Origin of the sequence: Roseivivax sediminis (genome assembly GCF_900112685.1) — a bacterium.
GTDB lineage: Bacteria > Pseudomonadota > Alphaproteobacteria > Rhodobacterales > Rhodobacteraceae > Roseivivax > Roseivivax sediminis.
Window position 1 is genome coordinate 63,639 of the sequence record NZ_FOMS01000004.1, and the last position, 15,544, is coordinate 79,182.

Sequence of the window (15,544 nt, forward strand, 5' to 3'; positions counted from 1 at the left end):
TTCGGTCGTTCAGGCGGTCTCGGCCGGGTCCGGCACGGTGGGAAAGCGCGCGGGATGCGCGTTGAGATAGGCGGCGGCGGCCCGCAGCACGCGGCGGTCGTCGTACTTGCCGCCCGCCAATTGGAAACCGACCGGCAGACCCTCGGCGGTGAAACCGCAGGGGATCGAGGCCGCCGGCTGCTGGCTGAGGTTGAACGGGTAGGTGAACGGCGACCATTCGGTCCAGTCGGTCATGTCCGAACCGGGCGGTACGTCGTGCCCGGCGCGGAACGGCTGGATCGGCATGGTGGGGCACATCAGCAGGTGATAGTCCTGATTGAACGCCTCCAGCCGATGGGTCAGCGCGGCGCGGTCCGCCTCTGCCCGGAACAGATCGACCGCGGTCCAGTTCTCGGCGGCGACCGCGTTGCCGGCAAGCCCCGGGTCGAGCTTGTCGCGATCCGACTCGGACAGCGACAGGTAAAGGTCGCGTGAGGCCGTCCACCAGATCTTCTTGTAGGTCTCGATCGGACAGTCGAAATCCGGTGGCAGGGTCTCCACGATCTCTGCGCCGAGCGCCTCGAGCCGCTGCGCCGCCTCGGCCACGCGCGCCTCGATTTCCGGATCGACGACCGCGTCGCCGAGCGTTCGGGCAAAGGCGATACGCAGACCCGACAGGCTGCGATCGAGCCCCTCGCCCCAGTCGTCAGGCTGACCGCGGATGGCGTAGGGGTCGCGGTGATCGTAGCGGCCGATGAGGTTTAGCATCATCACCGCGTCCTCGACAGTGCGGGTGATCGGGCCGATATGCGACAGTGTCGGCACCTTCGCAGGGGGCCATTGCGGCGTCCAGCCGAAGGTCGGCTTGAAGCCGAAGGTGCCGGTGAAGGCGGCCGGAATGCGGATCGAACCGCCGGAATCGCCGCCCTGGTGCAGCACGCCCATGTTGAGCGCCGCCGCCGCGGCCGCACCGCCAGACGAGCCACCCGGCGTCAGCGACGTGTCCCATGGATTCTTCGTCGCACCGAAGACGCGGTTGTCGGTCACGCCCTTCCAGCCGAATTCCGGCGTGTTGGTCTTGCCCAGGATCACCGCACCGGCCTCGCGCATCCGCGCGGCGGGCGGCGCGTCGCGCTCGCAAGGTTCGTCGGAGGTCAGAAGCGACCCGTCGCGCGCCGGCATGCCCTTAACCTCGGTGAGATCCTTCATCGACACCGGCACGCCGTCGAGCGGCGACAGTTGCTGCCCCTTGCCCCAGCGCTGCGCCGAGGCGCGCGCCGCGGCCTCCGCGCCCTCGCGGTCCACGTGCACATAGGCGTTCACGGCGTCGTTCATTCGGTCGATGCGGTCCAGCGCGGCGCGTGTCGCCTCCAGGGGCGATGCCTCCTTGCGCTCGAAGAGGCGGGACAGCTCTGCCGCCGTGCAGGTGCCGAGGTCGGTATCGTTCACAAGGTCCTCCGTCGCGAAATCGTGCCCGCTCAACACGCGATCGAGATCTGCGTTCCGCCGGATTTCCCGCCGGTTGCGACACCTCAATCGGTCCCCGGCGGCCCTCGCCCCCGCCCGAGCCCTGCTCATGCTGCATTGCGGCAATTCGGCATCGCAGCGCGCGCGCCGGGCCAATTCGCTTGAATTCGGGGGCTGCACCGGTCTAGACGCCGCGGCAACGCGACGCGTCGCGGACGACACGCCCTTTCCGATGGATGATTTCCCGATGAGCCTTCCGAACCAAGCGCCGATCCCCGAACTCTATGTCTCTTACGAGAGCGCCCAGAAACTGAAGGCGGAAGCCGGCAACCTCGTCAGTCACGACCTGTCGCCAAGACAGATCTGTGACCTGGAACTCCTGATGAACGGCGGGTTTCACCCGCTCAAGGGGTTCATGGGCGAAGAGGATTACGACAGCGTTGTCGAGACGATGCGCCTGGCCGACGGCGCGCTCTGGCCGATGCCGATCACCCTCGACGTGTCGGAAACCTTCGCGGAGAAGGTCGAACTGGGGCAGGACATCGCGCTGCGCGATCAGGAAGGCGTGATCCTCGCCACGATGACCGTGACCGACAAGTGGTCCCCGGACAAGGCGCGCGAGGCAGAGCGCGTCTTCGGCGCCGACGACGAGGCGCATCCGGCCGTATACTACCTGCACAACACCGCCGGGAATGTGTACCTGGGCGGCCCGGTGACCGGCATCCAGCCGCCGGTGCACTACGATTTCCGCGCCCGCCGCGACACCCCGAACGAGCTGCGCGCGCGCTTCCGCAAGCTGGGCTGGCGCAAGGTCGTTGCGTTCCAGACGCGCAACCCGCTGCACCGCGCCCACCAGGAGCTGACCTTCCGCGCCGCGCGCGAGAGCCAGGCCAACCTGCTGATCCACCCCGTCGTCGGCATGACGAAACCGGGCGACGTCGACCACTTCACCCGCGTGCGCTGCTACGAAGCGGTGCTCGACAAGTACCCGGGCTCCACCACGACGATGTCGCTGCTGCCGCTGGCGATGCGCATGGCGGGCCCGCGCGAGGCGGTGTGGCACGGCTTGATCCGCCGCAACCACGGCTGCACGCACTTCATCGTCGGCCGCGACCACGCCGGCCCGGGCAAGAACTCCCAGGGCGAGGATTTCTACGGCCCCTACGACGCGCAGGACCTCTTCACGAAGTACCAGGACGAGATCGGCATCGAGATGGTGCCCTTCAAGCACATGGTCTACGTGCAGGAGCGCGCGCAGTACGAGCCCGCGGACGAGATCGTCGACCAGGACCAGGTGACGATCCTCAACATCTCGGGCACCGAGCTGCGCCGCCGCCTGCAGGAAGGGCTGGAAATCCCCGACTGGTTCTCCTTCCCGGAAGTCGTGGCCGAGCTGCGCCGCACCAAGCCGCCGCGTTCCAAGCAGGGCTTCACGGTGTTCTTCACCGGTTTCTCGGGGTCCGGCAAGTCGACCATCGCCAACGCGCTCATGGTCAAGCTGATGGAGATGGGCGGCCGCCCGGTGACGCTGCTCGACGGTGACATCGTCCGCAAGAACCTGTCGTCCGAGCTCGGCTTCTCCAAGGAGCATCGCGACCTCAACATCCGCCGCATCGGCTATGTCGCGTCCGAGATCACCAAGAACGGCGGCATCGCCATCTGCGCGCCGATCGCGCCCTACGCCGCGACCCGCCGCGCCGTGCGCGAGGACGTGGAGCAGTACGGCGCCTTCGTGGAAGTGCACGTCGCGACCTCGCTCGAGGAATGCGAACGGCGCGACCGCAAAGGGCTCTACAAGCTCGCTCGCGAGGGCAAGATCAAGGAGTTCACCGGCATCTCCGATCCCTACGACGTGCCCGCCAACCCCGAGCTGAGCGTCGACACCGAGGGCCAGGAGGTCGACAACTGCGCCCACCAGGTCGTGCTGAAGCTCGAATCGATGGGCCTGATCGCCGGCTGAGCGTCGCGCTCGATCCGATTTCAAGGCGCCCGCGCACCATGCACGGGCGCCTTTTTCATGCGCGTCCCGAAGGCTGCGTGGCCGCCATGCCGGCACGTATCCGCCGCCGTTATTGACCGGTCTGCGCGGTTTATTATATCCACAAAAGAAGCAGAAAACCCAATCACATCAGAAACTTGGCATGGAACGCATCCTTGCATGCGCGGCATGTGCCGCGTGCGTCTCACTCGCGCCGGGCGCCGTCTTGAGCGATTCCGCCGCGCTGCGCACCGCGCAGGCGATGCTGGCGGCCAATGCCGGGGCGGCGGCGCAGGCAGCGCTGTCGCTGGCCGCATCGCTCGACACGGGTCCGGCAAAGTTCACCGACAACGCGGTCTACCTCGCCGGGCTCGGGCGCAGCGTCCTGGCCGACACATGGATATCCGTGCATGGCAAGGGATTCGACGGCAGCGTGCGCGGACACGCGGTGACGCTGACCTTCGGGCGCGACCTCGCTCGCCGCGGCGGCGCCCGCTACGGCGTCGCGATGTCGGCAAGCCGGAGCGCGCTGTCGCTGGACGGAGACCGGGCGCAGGCGGTCTCGGCCGCAATCGGACCGTACCTCACCCGCCGTTTCGGCGAGCATATCGATATGACCGGCTGGGGCCTCCTGTCATTGCCCCGCTACACCCTGCCCGGCCGCCACGCGATGGGACTGCGCTGGACCGGCGCGCTCGCCGCGTCGGGCCGGTACACTGCGGTCCGCACCGACCTCCTCGGCCGGCTGAGGCTGAACGGGCGCGGAGAGCTTGACCGGGGTGACGGCCTGCACCTGTCGCGGCACCGCCTCAGCGCCCATGCCGAGGGGCGCACGACCTTCCGGAAGGGGGCGCCGCTGCGGCCCTATCTCGGTGTGACGACCGATCTGGGCCTCGCCACCGCCGCGCCGCTGCGCACGACCTCGCGCATGACGCTCGGCCTCGCCTATCGGCATGCACGCACGCGGATGAGCTTCGACGTGGACAGCGGGCCGCTTGAGCGTCCTGGTCCGCAGACGCTCCGGCTGAGCTACGGCTGGCGGTTCTGAGGGGGGCAGGCCCCAGCATTAGTAGGCGCCGGCGTTGGCCGGCAGCCCTTCGTTCTTCAGTGCACCGTGACCGGCGCCAGATCGTTCTGCCGCGCCAGCACGAAGGCCATGCCGCGATCCTTCACGAGCGCGAGCCGTTCGCCGTCCGCGCGATGCACGGCATAGAGCGTATCCAGCCCGTCCGCCTGGCTTTTCACCTCGTCGGGCAGCTCCGCCACGGCCACCGGGCGGACATAGACGGTGCGCCCTTCGTCGAGCGCGTCGAAATTCACCTTGGTCTGCATGATCCTCACCCTTTCTTGATCTGGATCGTCTGCACCACAGTCTCCGGCCGCGAGAGCCGCAGATCGACATGCAGAAGTCCGTTTTCCATCGCCGCTTCGCGCACCTCCACACCGTCGGCGAGCACAAAGGAACGCTGGAACTGCCGCGCCGCGATGCCGCGATGCAGGAACACGCGATCCGAATCGTCCTCGCTCTGGCGTCCGCGGATCACCAGCTGGCGGTCCTCCACGGTGATCGACAGGTCCTCGTCGGAGAAGCCGGCCACGGCGAGCGTGATGCGGTAGGAATCGTCCGACGTCTGTTCGATATTGTAGGGCGGATATCCGTCATTGCCGGACTTCGCGGTGCGTTCCAGCAACCGCTCGAGCTGTTCGAAGCCCAGCATGTGGGGGTGTGCCCCCAGGGTGAGTTTGGTCATCGACACGTCCTTTTGGCAAGCGACCGTCTTTGTCTGGCCCCGTTCGGCGGCCTTCGCGTAAAATATGGTGCGCAATAGGCAGCTTCGCAAGTGCACCGCCCCTTTGCCGACGGCGCGGGATCGGCTATGCTAATCACCCAAGCCAGCCGCGCTGCTCCTGCATTGAACGGTCCAACCCATGAATGCCCACAACGATCTGTCGATGAAGACCGAGGACGTGCTTCGGACTGAACTCGACTATTTCAAGCGCGAACACAGCGATCTCGACGCCGCGATCCGCGCCTTGCAGGAACGCGCCACCGGCGACGCGCTGACGCTGCAGCGGCTCAAGAAGAAGAAGCTGTTGCTGAAGGACCGCATCGCGCGGATCGAGGACCGGCTCTTTCCCGACATCATCGCCTGAGCCTCTGGCCGCCCCCATTGCACCGCCCCGCTGCACGGCTATAACCGGCGGCGAGAAAAGGGGGCACAATGGCACAGACAGCTCTGGTCGGCATCGTCATGGGCAGCCAGTCGGACTGGCCCACCATGAAGGAGGCCGCGGCGATCCTCGAAGAGCTCGGTGTGCCGCACGAGGCGCGCATCGTGTCGGCCCACCGCACGCCGGACCGGCTCTGGTCCTACGGGACCGAGGCGGCGGGGCGCGGGATCAAGGTCATCATCGCCGGCGCCGGCGGCGCCGCGCACCTGCCCGGCATGATGGCGTCGAAGACGCCGCTGCCGGTGATTGGCGTGCCGGTGCAGTCGAAGGCGCTGTCGGGTGTCGACAGCCTGTATTCCATCGTCCAGATGCCGCGCGGCTTTCCCGTTGCGACCATGGCGATCGGCCCGTCGGGCGCTGCCAATGCCGGGCTGATGGCCGCGCAGATCCTGGCGCTCTCGGACGACGGCCTCGCGCAGCGGCTGGCCGACTGGCGTTCCGTCCTTTCCGCCGCGATCCCCGAGGACCCCACGCGCGACTGACGCGCGCCCCCGCGAAAGGCACAGCCATGACAGAGACGCTCCGTCCCGGCAGCACCATCGGCATTCTCGGCGGCGGCCAGCTTGGCCGGATGCTCGCCGTCGCGGCGAGCCGGCTGGGTCTGCGCACGCATATCTTCGACCCCATCGAGGGCGCGCCGGCCGGCGACGTCGCGCACGTGGTCACAACGGCGGGCTATGACGACGAAAGCGCCCTCTCCGCCTTCGCGCGGTCGGTCGACGTTGTGACCTACGAGTTCGAGAACATCCCGACCGAGGCACTGGACGCGATCGAGGCGATCCGCCCGATCCGTCCGGGGCGCGAGGCGCTGCGGGTCAGCCAGGACCGGCTGACCGAAAAGGACTACCTGTCGGGTCTCGGCCTGCGCACCGCACCCTACGCCGCCGTGGACGACACGGCCTCGCTGAAAGAAGCGCTCGACAGGATCGGCACGCCGGCGATCCTCAAGACGCGCCGCTTCGGCTATGATGGCAAGGGACAGGCGCGGATCGGCAGCCCGGCGGACACGGACTCGGCGCTCGCCGCGATGAACGGGGCGCCGGCGATCCTCGAAGGGCATGTCGCCTTCGACCGCGAGGTGTCGGTGATCGCGGCGCGCAGCCTCGGGGGCGCGGTCGCCTGCTACGATCCGGGCGAGAACGTGCACGAGGGCGGCATCCTGCGTACCACCACCGTCCCGGCCCGGCTGAATACCGCGCAGCGGACCGACGCCGCGCTCTTGGCGGGGCGGATCCTCAACGCGCTCGACTACGTGGGTGTCGTTGGGGTGGAGCTGTTCGTCACGGCGCAGGGCCTGGTCGTCAACGAGATCGCGCCGCGTGTGCACAATTCGGGGCACTGGACGCAGAACGGCTGCACCGTCGACCAGTTCGAACAGCACATCCGCGCCATCGCCGGCTGGCCGCTCGGCGACGGGCAGCGCTATGCCGACGTGGAGATGCAGAACCTCATCGGCGACGACGCGGACCGCGCGCTGGATCTGGCGCAGGAGCCGCGCGCCGCGCTGCACCTCTACGGCAAGGCGGAGGCGCGGCCGGGCCGCAAGATGGGCCACGTCAACCGCATCCTCGGCTAGATCAGCCGATGAAGCGTTCGGCAGCATCGCCGCGCAGGTAGCTCACCCGCCCGCCGGAGAGCGTGCCCGCGACCCTGCCCGCGCCGTCGAGGATAACGAGATCGGCGCGCCGCCCCGCCTCGATCCGGCCCCGGTCGTCCAGCCCCATGAGCCGCGCCGGCCCCTCCGACACCAGCCGCCACGCCGCCGGGAGATCGCACGCCCCGAGCGCCACCAGCCGCGTCACCGCCGCCAGCGGCGCCGGGTAATGGTAATCGGAGGCGAGCGCGTCGCAGAGCCCGTCCGCGATCAACTCCGCCGCCGACACGTTGCCCTTGTGGCTCGACCCGCGCACGACGTTGGGCGCCCCCATGACGATGCCGTCGCCGCCCTGCCGCGCCTCTTCGGCCGCCTCCCGCGTCTCGGGGAACTCCGCGATGTGCGCGCCCCTGCCCCGCCAGTCGATACGCGCCCCGGCGCTGCCGTCGTCGTGACTGCCGAGCGTGACGCCAGCCGCTGCCAGTTTCGAGGCGAGCACCGCGGACGCCGCCGGCACCTCCGGTCCCCGCGCGTGCAGGCCCAGCATCATCTCGAAATGCGCCTCGGGGCTGCGCCCGCTCTTCAGCGCCTGCCCGGTCATCTGCTTGGGGCGCCGCCCCTCGGCCAGCCGGCCGTGCTGGAGGTGGTCGTTGAAGACGAGGTAGCCGATGCGGTGCCGGGCCACCGTCTCGGCCACGCGCGGATAGTCGTCGATCATGTGCGTCTCGAGCCGGAGTTGCATGCGCAGATCGGTGGCGAAGCTGCCGCGCATCCTGGCCCATGCCGCGCAGACCTTCTCCGCGAAATCCGGCCCGCGCAGGCCCCCTTCCCAGCTCCAGAACTGCGCGAGGTAGCCGGTGGTGATGCCGTTCGCGGCCAGCTCCGCCTCCGTCGCGATGAGCCCGGCGCGGGTGTCCGACAGCGCGCCGCGACGCGGGGCGACGTGCCGCTCGAACCCGTCGCCGTGCAGATCGACGATGCCGGGCAGAACGCGGAAGCCCGACAGGTCGACCGCCCGCCCCTCCGGCGCAGCGATCACGCCGCCGGCGATGCCGACGGGCGCGTCGGACCATCCCTCGTGGCGCAGCACCGCGGCGCCGGAGAGCGTCAGCCGCAGCATCCTAGCGACGCCCCAGCGGCAGGACCGACAGCGCCACGCCGCCCAGCACTACGGCCGAGGCCGTCAGGAACGCCGGCGACGGCACCTCCCCGAGGAGGAGCGCGCCCCCGGCGATGGCGATGGGTGGCACGGTGAGCTGTGCCACCGCCGCGACGCTCGCCGGCAGGCGCGGCAGCACACTGTACCACAGCGCGTAGCCGAGCCCCGAGGTCACCGCCCCCGACAACACGGCGAGCACCAGCCCCGCGGCGCCCATAGCCCCGGTTCCCGGCAGCGCCAGCCCGATCAGAAGGCCGAGCGGCGCGGCGAGGATGAAATTCGCGGCGGTGCCCTGCAGCGGATCGCCCGCGCCGCGCCCGGCCAGCGAATAGATCCCCCAGCCGAGGCCCGCCGCCGCCATCAGAAGTCCGTGCCCCGTCGACACCTCGGCCCCCGCGCCGGGCCAGAGGAGCCAGGCGAGCCCGGCAAAGGCGAGCGCGGCGCCGATCCAGCGGCGCGGCGGCGGTCGCTCCCCGCCGGAAAGGCCGCCGGCGAACATCGTCACCTGCACCGTCCCGAAGAGGATCAGCGCCCCCAGCCCGGCATCGAGCGCCAGGTAGGCGCCGGAAAACGCGTACATGTAGAGAAGGAGCGCCAGCACGCCCGCCACGCGCCCCGGACCGCCGAACCGCAGGCTGCCACTGCGAAGAAGGCACAGGCCCGCCAGCATCAGCGCCCCGGACAAGAGCCGCACGGTCCCGAACAGCGCCGGGTCCATGCCCGCGCCGGCGACCGCGAGACGGTTCAGCACCGAGTTGGCGGCGAAGGCCACCATGGTCAGCGCGGTCAGGAGGAACAGGCGCATCCTCGGCCCCCGTGGATCAATCGCGCGGACCTTGCGCGGCTTCGGCGATGCCTGCAAGCAGGTCCTCGGGGCTGCGCCCGGTCTCATCCGCCAGCGCCTCGATCCGGGCGCGCAGCCGCTTCGGCAATTGCAGCGGCAGGCGCCGCACGGGGTGGCCGGGCCGCGGCACCGGGCCTGCGTGTGCCTCTGCCCGCCGTCGCAGCGCATCGGCGAGGCTGCGGCCCCGCGCGGCGCGCAAGGCATCCAGCGCGGCGGCGCTCAGCGGCACGCGCAGGGTGCGGCGCGGGTCCTTGCGGCTCACGCTTCGGGGCTCAGCGCCTTGGCATAAGTCAGGGTGGCACGCGGCACATCCTCGCCGGGGCGGGCGATCGCCGTGTGCTCCAGCGGGTACGGCGAGGTCAGGCCCTGCGCGCGCGCGACAGAAAAGCCGCAGCGCTCGTAGAAGGCGGGGTCGCCAAGGACGACAACCGTCTGCCCCGCCGCCACGGCCCAGGCCGACAGCATGCCGATCATCCGCCGGCCGATCCCCTGCCCCTGCACCTCGGGCGCCACCGCGACCGGCGCGAGGCAGATCCAGCCCTGCGGGGCCCGCATCGAGGAAAGCGCGAAGTATCCCGACGGCCCATCGGCGCCGGGCACCACGCATTCGCCGGCGATGTCCCCCGCGCGGCGCAGCGCGCCGACGATGTGCGCCTCGTCCTTGCGCCCGAACGCCGTCGTCAAAAGCGCGTCGACGGCGCGTTCTTCGCCCTTCTGCATCTCGCGCAGGAACCCGGTGTTCAGCATGGCGCGGCCCTTTTTTGCGGCGCGGGCCGATGGCAGCCCGCACCGCGCCTAGCACGAGCGGCAGGCTCAGGCCATGTCGGGCTGACCGTTGGAGGCGGAAAGACCCCCGTCCACGGCCAGGTTCACGCCGTTGACGAAGCGTGCGTCGTCGCTAGCCAGGAAAGCGATGACGCTCGCCACCTCTTCGGGTTCCGCCGCGCGGCCAAGCGGGATTCGGCCCGTGAAGGTCTCCAGTAGCTCGGGCTGGTCGCGCAGCCCTTTCGACATGTCGGTCGCCGTCATCGACGGGCAGACGGCGTTCACACGCACACCGCTGCGCTTGGCATCGAGCGCCATCGCCCGGGTCATGTTGGTCACCCCGCCCTTCGCGGCGTTGTAGGCCATCATGCCCCAGTCGCCGCCGGTGCCCGACACCGAGGAGACGTTAACGACCGATCCGCCCCGCGCCTCGAGATCCTTCGCGACGGCGCGGCTCATCAGGTAGACGCCGGTCAGGTCGATGCGGATGACCTCGTTCCAGTCCTCGGGTGCAACCTCGTCGACCCGGCCGCCGGATACGACGCCGGCATTGTTGACGAGAATGTCGATCCCACCGAAGCGGTCACGGGCTTCCTTCGCGACGGTCTCGACATCCTCGGCCGTGCCGACATCGGCGGCGACCGTGGCGGCACTCGGCAGATCCTTCGCGACGGTCTCGAGTTTCTCGCGCGTGCGGCCGACGAGCACGATGTTGGCGCCTTCGTCGGCGAAGCGTCGTGCGGTCGCGGCGCCGATGCCGGAGCCTGCGCCGGTCACGATGACGGTCTTGTCCTTGAAGCGGTGCATGGGATCCTCGTGTCGTTATGTCGCCCGTTCAACCCGGGGAATGCGGCCCCGTTCCACCCGGTGCCCGCATGTCGCGCTTGCGCGGAGTGCAAAAGCAGAAGGCCGCCCCGAAGGACGGCCCGCTGCGTGTCGATCCGATGCGTTCCGGCGGCGCTCAGGCCTGCGGCGAGATGCCCTTGGGGGCCTCGGCGGGCTGCGGCTGACGGCCGGCAAGCGCGATCAAAGCACCGCTCAGAAGGAAGGTCCCGGCCACGGCGGAGAGCATCAGGAAGGTGACGATGAGAGGATGCATGAGGTTTGTCTTTCTTGCCGATTCCTCGGGGCGGACCGCTCCGCCCCCTGTTCCGGGATACAACATACCGTGTCGCGGCAAAGTTCCGCCGATCAATTTGCACAACGGGCCAAGCTGTTGCCGAAAAGCAAAAATCAGCGGCCGCGGGGTCGGTTTTGAGCCCCGCGGAGGCAGCGCCCGCGCCTCGCTCGGGCCGCGGACCGGCGCTCCCGGCAGTCGAACGGCGGCGCCTCGTGGCGGCCGGGTCCGGACGACCTCAGAACCAAGCGCGACCATCCCCAAATCGCCGGGCCGGGGAACGGCCCGGCGATGCGTCGCGACCCGACGGATTCGGTTGCGCGCAGGGCATCGCTCGGCCCGCACACGAAAAGGGCCCGCGCGATCCGCGCGGGCCCCCGTGTCGTCCGGATGGACGGGCGATTACATCATGCCGCCCATGCCGCCCATGTCGGGCATGCCGCCACCGGCACCGGCACCGCCGCCATCCTTCTGCGGACGGTCGGCGACCATGGCCTCGGTGGTGATCAGCAGGCCGGCGATCGAGGAGGCATCCTCAAGCGCGGTGCGCACGACCTTCGCCGGGTCGATCACGCCGAACTTGAACATGTCGCCATATTCGTCGGTCTGGGCGTTGTAGCCGAACTTGAGGTCTTCGCTCTCGCGGATCTTGCCCGCGACGACCGAACCGTCGACGCCCGCGTTCTCCGCGATCTGGCGCAGCGGCGATTCGAGCGCCTTGCGCACGATCGAGATACCGGCGTTCTGGTCGGAGTTTGCACCGGTCAGACCGTCGAGCGCCTTGGCACCCTGCACGAGGCTGACGCCGCCACCGACGACGATGCCTTCCTGCACGGCCGCGCGGGTTGCGTTCAGGGCGTCATCGACGCGGTCCTTGCGCTCCTTCACCTCGACCTCGGTCGCACCGCCGACGCGGATGACGGCCACGCCGCCTGCCAGCTTCGCGACACGCTCCTGCAGCTTCTCGCGGTCGTAGTCGGAAGTGGTTTCCTCGATCTGGCCGCGGATCTGGTTGACCCGTGCCTCGATCTCACCCTTGTCGCCGTTGCCGTTGACGATGGTGGTCTCGTCCTTGGTGATCGACACGCGCTTGGCGGAGCCCAGCATCTCCATGCCGACATTCTCGAGCTTCATGCCGAGATCCTCGGAGATGACCTGGCCGCCGGTCAGGATCGCGATGTCCTGCAGCATGGCCTTGCGGCGGTCGCCGAAGCCCGGTGCCTTCACGGCCGCGATCTTGAGGCCGCCGCGCAGCTTGTTCACGACGAGGGTCGCGAGCGCTTCGCCTTCCACGTCCTCGGCGATGATCAGCAGCGGCTTCTGGCTCTGGATCACCTGCTCGAGCAGCGGAACCATCGGCTGCAGCGAAGAAAGCTTCTTCTCGTGCAGCAGGATGAGGCAGTCATCCAGCTCCGCGATCATCTTCTCGGAGTTGGTGACGAAGTAGGGGCTGAGGTAGCCGCGGTCGAACTGCATGCCCTCGACGACTTCGACGTCGGTCTCGGTGCCCTTGTTCTCCTCGACGGTGATGACGCCCTCGTTGCCGACGCGCTGCATGGCGTCCGCGATCATCTTGCCGATGCCCTCTTCGCCGTTCGCCGAGATGGTGCCGACCTGGGAGACCTCGTCGGAGTTCTCGACCTTGCGAGCGGCGGCCTTGATGTGCTCGACGACCTTCTGGGTGGCCAGATCGATGCCGCGCTTGAGGTCCATCGGGTTCATGCCGGCGGAAACGGCCTTCACGCCTTCCTTGACGATGGACTGGGCGAGAACGGTCGCGGTGGTGGTGCCGTCACCGGCTTCGTCGTTGGTGCGGCTGGCCACTTCCTTGACCATCTGCGCGCCCATGTTCTCGAACTTGTCCTCGAGCTCGATCTCTTTCGCGACCGACACACCGTCCTTGGTGATGCGCGGTGCGCCGAACGACTTGTCGAGGACCACGTTGCGGCCCTTGGGGCCGAGGGTCACCTTCACCGCATCGGCGAGGGTGTTCACACCCTTGAGCATGCGGTTGCGGGCATCCGTATCGAACTTCACGTCCTTGGCGGCCATGTTCACTTCACTCCTGGTTCAGGAAAATTCGGGTTGGTATGAAGAATGAGATCGGGCGCCCTTCAGGCCGCCTTCGCCTCCGCCGCGTCCACGGTCACGCCGAGGATGTCGGATTCCTTCATGATCAGCAGGTCTTCGCCGTCGATCTGCACCTCGGTGCCCGACCACTTGCCGAAGAGGATCTGGTCGCCCTCTTTCACGGCCATCGGGATCAGGTCGCCCGAATCCTTGCGCGCGCCTTCGCCACACGCAACGACCACGCCCTCAGCCGGCTTTTCTTTCGCGCTGTCGGGGATGATCAGACCACCCTTGGTCTTTTCGTCGCTCTCGACGCGACGGACCAGAACGCGGTCATGAAGCGGTTTGAATGCCATCTTCGAGTCTCCTTGGCTCAAAGTTTGTCCCGGGTCCCCCTGATGGGCGACCCCTTTAGCACTCACCATCGTCGAGTGCTAACGAGCCGGAGTTAGTGAATGCGCGAATGGCTGTCAACTGGCCGCTGCATGGATTTTTCACGCGCCTCTCTCCGTCTCGCGAGCGTGACGTGAGCATCTCCGGGCGCCGCTTCAACCGGCGCCGGTCGCGGCCTGCGGAGGCCTGCCGATTGCGGCGACGGGCGGGCGCTCAGCCCTCCCAGCTTCCTGCCCAGTGGACCAGACCCGCCCGGCCGGTGTCGCTGATTCCGTAGACCCCGCGCGAGACGCGCACGAACCAGCCGTAATGGTTGTCCGACATGATCCGCCGCGCCCCCGCGACACCCGTCGCCGCGGCCACGTCCCGGGCCCGCGCCTCGCCAGCTTCCGCCAGGTGCGCGGCGCAGGCCAGCGCGTCCTGCCGGTAGCCGGTGACGAGCCCGTGCCGCGTCGCCCCGCCGTCGTTGGGATCGCCCCGCAGGCGCGCGAAATCGCCCAGCAGCTTTGCCTCCGCCTTGCGGTTGCGGCGCGGCACGTAGGGCCCGGGATCGCAGCGCAGGTCGACCTTGCCATCCGGCCGCACGGTCAGGAACCCCAGCCCAAGCCGCCGGCAAAGCCGCGTGTTCTCGGCCAGGATGCGCCGCGCCGTGCGGCCCTTCGGCGCCGGCACCGCGATATAGACGTGGTCGGTCAGCGCCAGCCGCGCCACCGCCTGGTGATAGAGCCGTAGCGACAAGCCCAGCTTCAGCTCCACCACCACGGCCGGGGCACCGTCGCGACAGGCCACGAGATCAGCCGCCCCGACCTCGCCCTTGACGGCGTAGCCGAGCGCCTCCAGCCACGCCTTCACCGGCGCATATAGATCGCGTTCGCGTGTCATCGCGCGCAACCCTGCCCCGCCGCCTTGCCGCGCGCAATCGGCTCGCCTAGCGTCGCCGCCAGACAACAGGAGCCCTGTCCCATGCGCCTCGCCGCCCTCGTCGCGATCTGCCTCGGCCTCGCCCAGCCCGCCCTCGCCGATTGCGACGGCACCGACCTGCGCGGCACCTTCACCGCCGCCGAACGGGAGGACCTGGACCGCGCGCTCGACGGCCGGCCCTATGCCGAGGGCAACCACTGGATCGCCCGGCGCGGCGAGGAGGTCGTGCACCTCGTCGGCACGGTGCACCTGTCGGACCCGCGGCTCGACGGACCGCTGGACACGCTACGCCCGGTGATCGAGTCGTCGCGCCTCCTTCTCTTGGAAGCGACGCCCGATGGGCTCGCCGAACTGCAGGAACGGCTGAGAACCGATCCGGGCCTGATCGTCCTGCAGGACGCCTCCCTGCCCGAGCTCATGCCCGAAGCCGCCTGGCAACGCCTCGCAGACGCGGCCAGCGCCCGCGGCATCCCGCCGGTCATGGCGGCGAAGTTCCAGCCCTGGTACCTCACGCTGATGGTGTCGGTCCCGCCCTGCGCCACCGGGCAACTGGCCGATGCCAACGGTCTCGACACCCGCCTGCAGACCATCGCGGAGGACGCCGGCACGCCTATGGCCGCGCTCGAGGAGGTGGAGGCCGTCTTCAGCATCTTCCGCGACGCCCCGCTTGAGGACCAGGTGGAGATGCTGCGCGCCGCGCTGATCGACCCCGGCACCGGCGACGACATCTTCGCCACCCTGCTCGCCGCCTATTTCGAGGAGAAACCGGCGCAAAGCTGGGAGGTCACGCGCATCCTCGCCCGCCGCGACGCACCCGACGGCAGCCACCTCGACACGATGTTCCGCGATATGGAGGCAGCGCTGCTGCTGCAGCGCAACCGCGACTGGCTGCCGGTGATCCTTGATGCCACGGGGCCAGAACCCATCGTGGTCGCCGCCGGCGCCGCGCATCTGCAGGGCACCGGCGGGCTTGCCGATCTTCTCGAAGGCGAGGGCTTCACCCTGACGCGCGGGCCGTTCTGAGC

At 69.2% G+C, this 15,544-nt stretch carries 18 protein-coding genes; 6 read left to right on the forward strand and 12 right to left on the reverse strand.

All coding sequences use genetic code 11. The features are described from left to right. Nucleotides 1–9 precede the first annotated feature (9 nt). Nucleotides 10–1,428, reverse strand: a complete 1,419-nt coding sequence (locus F3H57_RS07610; RefSeq protein ID WP_149755310.1) for an amidase — start codon at nucleotides 1,426–1,428, stop codon at nucleotides 10–12. 250 nt (nucleotides 1,429–1,678) lie between these two features. Between F3H57_RS07610 and F3H57_RS07615 the strand changes: the two genes are divergently transcribed. Both F3H57_RS07615 and F3H57_RS07620 read left to right on the forward strand, forming a co-directional pair. Next, complete coding sequence (locus F3H57_RS07615) at nucleotides 1,679–3,406, forward strand: bifunctional sulfate adenylyltransferase/adenylylsulfate kinase (protein WP_394349824.1); 1,728 nt, start codon at nucleotides 1,679–1,681, stop codon at nucleotides 3,404–3,406. 244 nt (nucleotides 3,407–3,650) lie between these two features. After that, entirely contained in the window at nucleotides 3,651–4,472 is an 822-nt protein-coding gene (locus F3H57_RS07620; protein ID WP_149755312.1) for a hypothetical protein, read from the forward strand. A gap of 56 nt (nucleotides 4,473–4,528) precedes the next feature. Here the strand turns inward: F3H57_RS07620 and F3H57_RS07625 are convergent, their stop codons facing one another. After that, complete coding sequence (locus F3H57_RS07625) at nucleotides 4,529–4,756, reverse strand: DUF1150 family protein (RefSeq protein WP_149755313.1); 228 nt, start codon at nucleotides 4,754–4,756, stop codon at nucleotides 4,529–4,531. Nucleotides 4,757–4,761: 5 nt separating this feature from the next. Next, nucleotides 4,762–5,175 (reverse strand): Hsp20 family protein, encoded by a 414-nt coding sequence (locus tag F3H57_RS07630; protein WP_149755314.1) that lies wholly within the window; start codon nucleotides 5,173–5,175, stop codon nucleotides 4,762–4,764. 178 nt (nucleotides 5,176–5,353) lie between these two features. On the opposite strand from F3H57_RS07630, the gene F3H57_RS07635 reads away from it, so the two are divergent. The 3 genes from F3H57_RS07635 (at nucleotide 5,354) to F3H57_RS07645 (ending at nucleotide 7,232) form a co-directional block, all read left to right on the forward strand. Continuing rightward, a complete protein-coding gene (locus F3H57_RS07635) occupies nucleotides 5,354–5,578 on the forward strand; it encodes a YdcH family protein (RefSeq protein WP_149755315.1) in 225 nt (74 codons plus the stop codon). A gap of 68 nt (nucleotides 5,579–5,646) precedes the next feature. Further along, the gene (purE, locus tag F3H57_RS07640) at nucleotides 5,647–6,138 is read left to right on the forward strand and encodes a 5-(carboxyamino)imidazole ribonucleotide mutase (RefSeq protein WP_149755316.1); all 492 of its coding nucleotides are present in this window, start codon (nucleotides 5,647–5,649) and stop codon (nucleotides 6,136–6,138) included. Between the two features lie 26 nt (nucleotides 6,139–6,164). Further along, entirely contained in the window at nucleotides 6,165–7,232 is a 1,068-nt protein-coding gene (locus tag F3H57_RS07645; protein ID WP_149755317.1) for a 5-(carboxyamino)imidazole ribonucleotide synthase, read from the forward strand. 1 nt (nucleotide 7,233) lies between these two features. On the opposite strand, the gene F3H57_RS07650 is transcribed toward F3H57_RS07645, so the two are convergent. The 9 genes from F3H57_RS07650 to F3H57_RS07685 form a co-directional block, all read right to left on the reverse strand. Next, nucleotides 7,234–8,370 (reverse strand): alpha-D-ribose 1-methylphosphonate 5-triphosphate diphosphatase, encoded by a 1,137-nt coding sequence (locus tag F3H57_RS07650; protein WP_149755318.1) that lies wholly within the window; start codon nucleotides 8,368–8,370, stop codon nucleotides 7,234–7,236. A 1-nt stretch (nucleotide 8,371) separates the two neighbouring features. Then, nucleotides 8,372–9,214: a DMT family transporter gene (locus F3H57_RS07655; protein WP_149755319.1), complete on the reverse strand. Its 843-nt coding sequence runs from the start codon at nucleotides 9,212–9,214 to the stop codon at nucleotides 8,372–8,374. Between the two features lie 16 nt (nucleotides 9,215–9,230). Next, complete coding sequence (locus tag F3H57_RS07660; protein ID WP_149755320.1) at nucleotides 9,231–9,515, reverse strand: hypothetical protein; 285 nt, start codon at nucleotides 9,513–9,515, stop codon at nucleotides 9,231–9,233. Beyond that, a complete protein-coding gene (locus F3H57_RS07665) occupies nucleotides 9,512–10,000 on the reverse strand; it encodes a GNAT family N-acetyltransferase (protein WP_149755321.1) in 489 nt (162 codons plus the stop codon). The genes F3H57_RS07660 and F3H57_RS07665 overlap by 4 nt, the downstream gene beginning before the upstream one ends. A gap of 66 nt (nucleotides 10,001–10,066) precedes the next feature. Beyond that, on the reverse strand, nucleotides 10,067–10,825 hold the full coding sequence (locus F3H57_RS07670) for an SDR family NAD(P)-dependent oxidoreductase (protein WP_149755322.1): 759 nt from the start codon (nucleotides 10,823–10,825) through the stop codon (nucleotides 10,067–10,069). Between the two features lie 154 nt (nucleotides 10,826–10,979). Then, nucleotides 10,980–11,117: a hypothetical protein gene (locus F3H57_RS22135; protein WP_188129629.1), complete on the reverse strand. Its 138-nt coding sequence runs from the start codon at nucleotides 11,115–11,117 to the stop codon at nucleotides 10,980–10,982. 420 nt (nucleotides 11,118–11,537) lie between these two features. After that, nucleotides 11,538–13,187 carry a chaperonin GroEL gene (groL, locus tag F3H57_RS07675; RefSeq protein ID WP_149755323.1) on the reverse strand — a complete coding sequence of 550 codons (1,650 nt, stop codon included), beginning with the start codon at nucleotides 13,185–13,187 and terminating at the stop codon, nucleotides 11,538–11,540. A 62-nt stretch (nucleotides 13,188–13,249) separates the two neighbouring features. Continuing rightward, nucleotides 13,250–13,561, reverse strand: coding sequence for a co-chaperone GroES (locus tag F3H57_RS07680; protein WP_149755324.1), 312 nt, complete (start codon nucleotides 13,559–13,561; stop codon nucleotides 13,250–13,252). Nucleotides 13,562–13,811: 250 nt separating this feature from the next. After that, nucleotides 13,812–14,480 (reverse strand): DUF2161 domain-containing phosphodiesterase, encoded by a 669-nt coding sequence (locus F3H57_RS07685; RefSeq protein WP_149755325.1) that lies wholly within the window; start codon nucleotides 14,478–14,480, stop codon nucleotides 13,812–13,814. Nucleotides 14,481–14,561: 81 nt separating this feature from the next. Between F3H57_RS07685 and F3H57_RS07690 the strand changes: the two genes are divergently transcribed. After that, on the forward strand, nucleotides 14,562–15,542 hold the full coding sequence (locus tag F3H57_RS07690; RefSeq protein WP_149755326.1) for a TraB/GumN family protein: 981 nt from the start codon (nucleotides 14,562–14,564) through the stop codon (nucleotides 15,540–15,542). Nucleotides 15,543–15,544 lie beyond the last annotated feature (2 nt).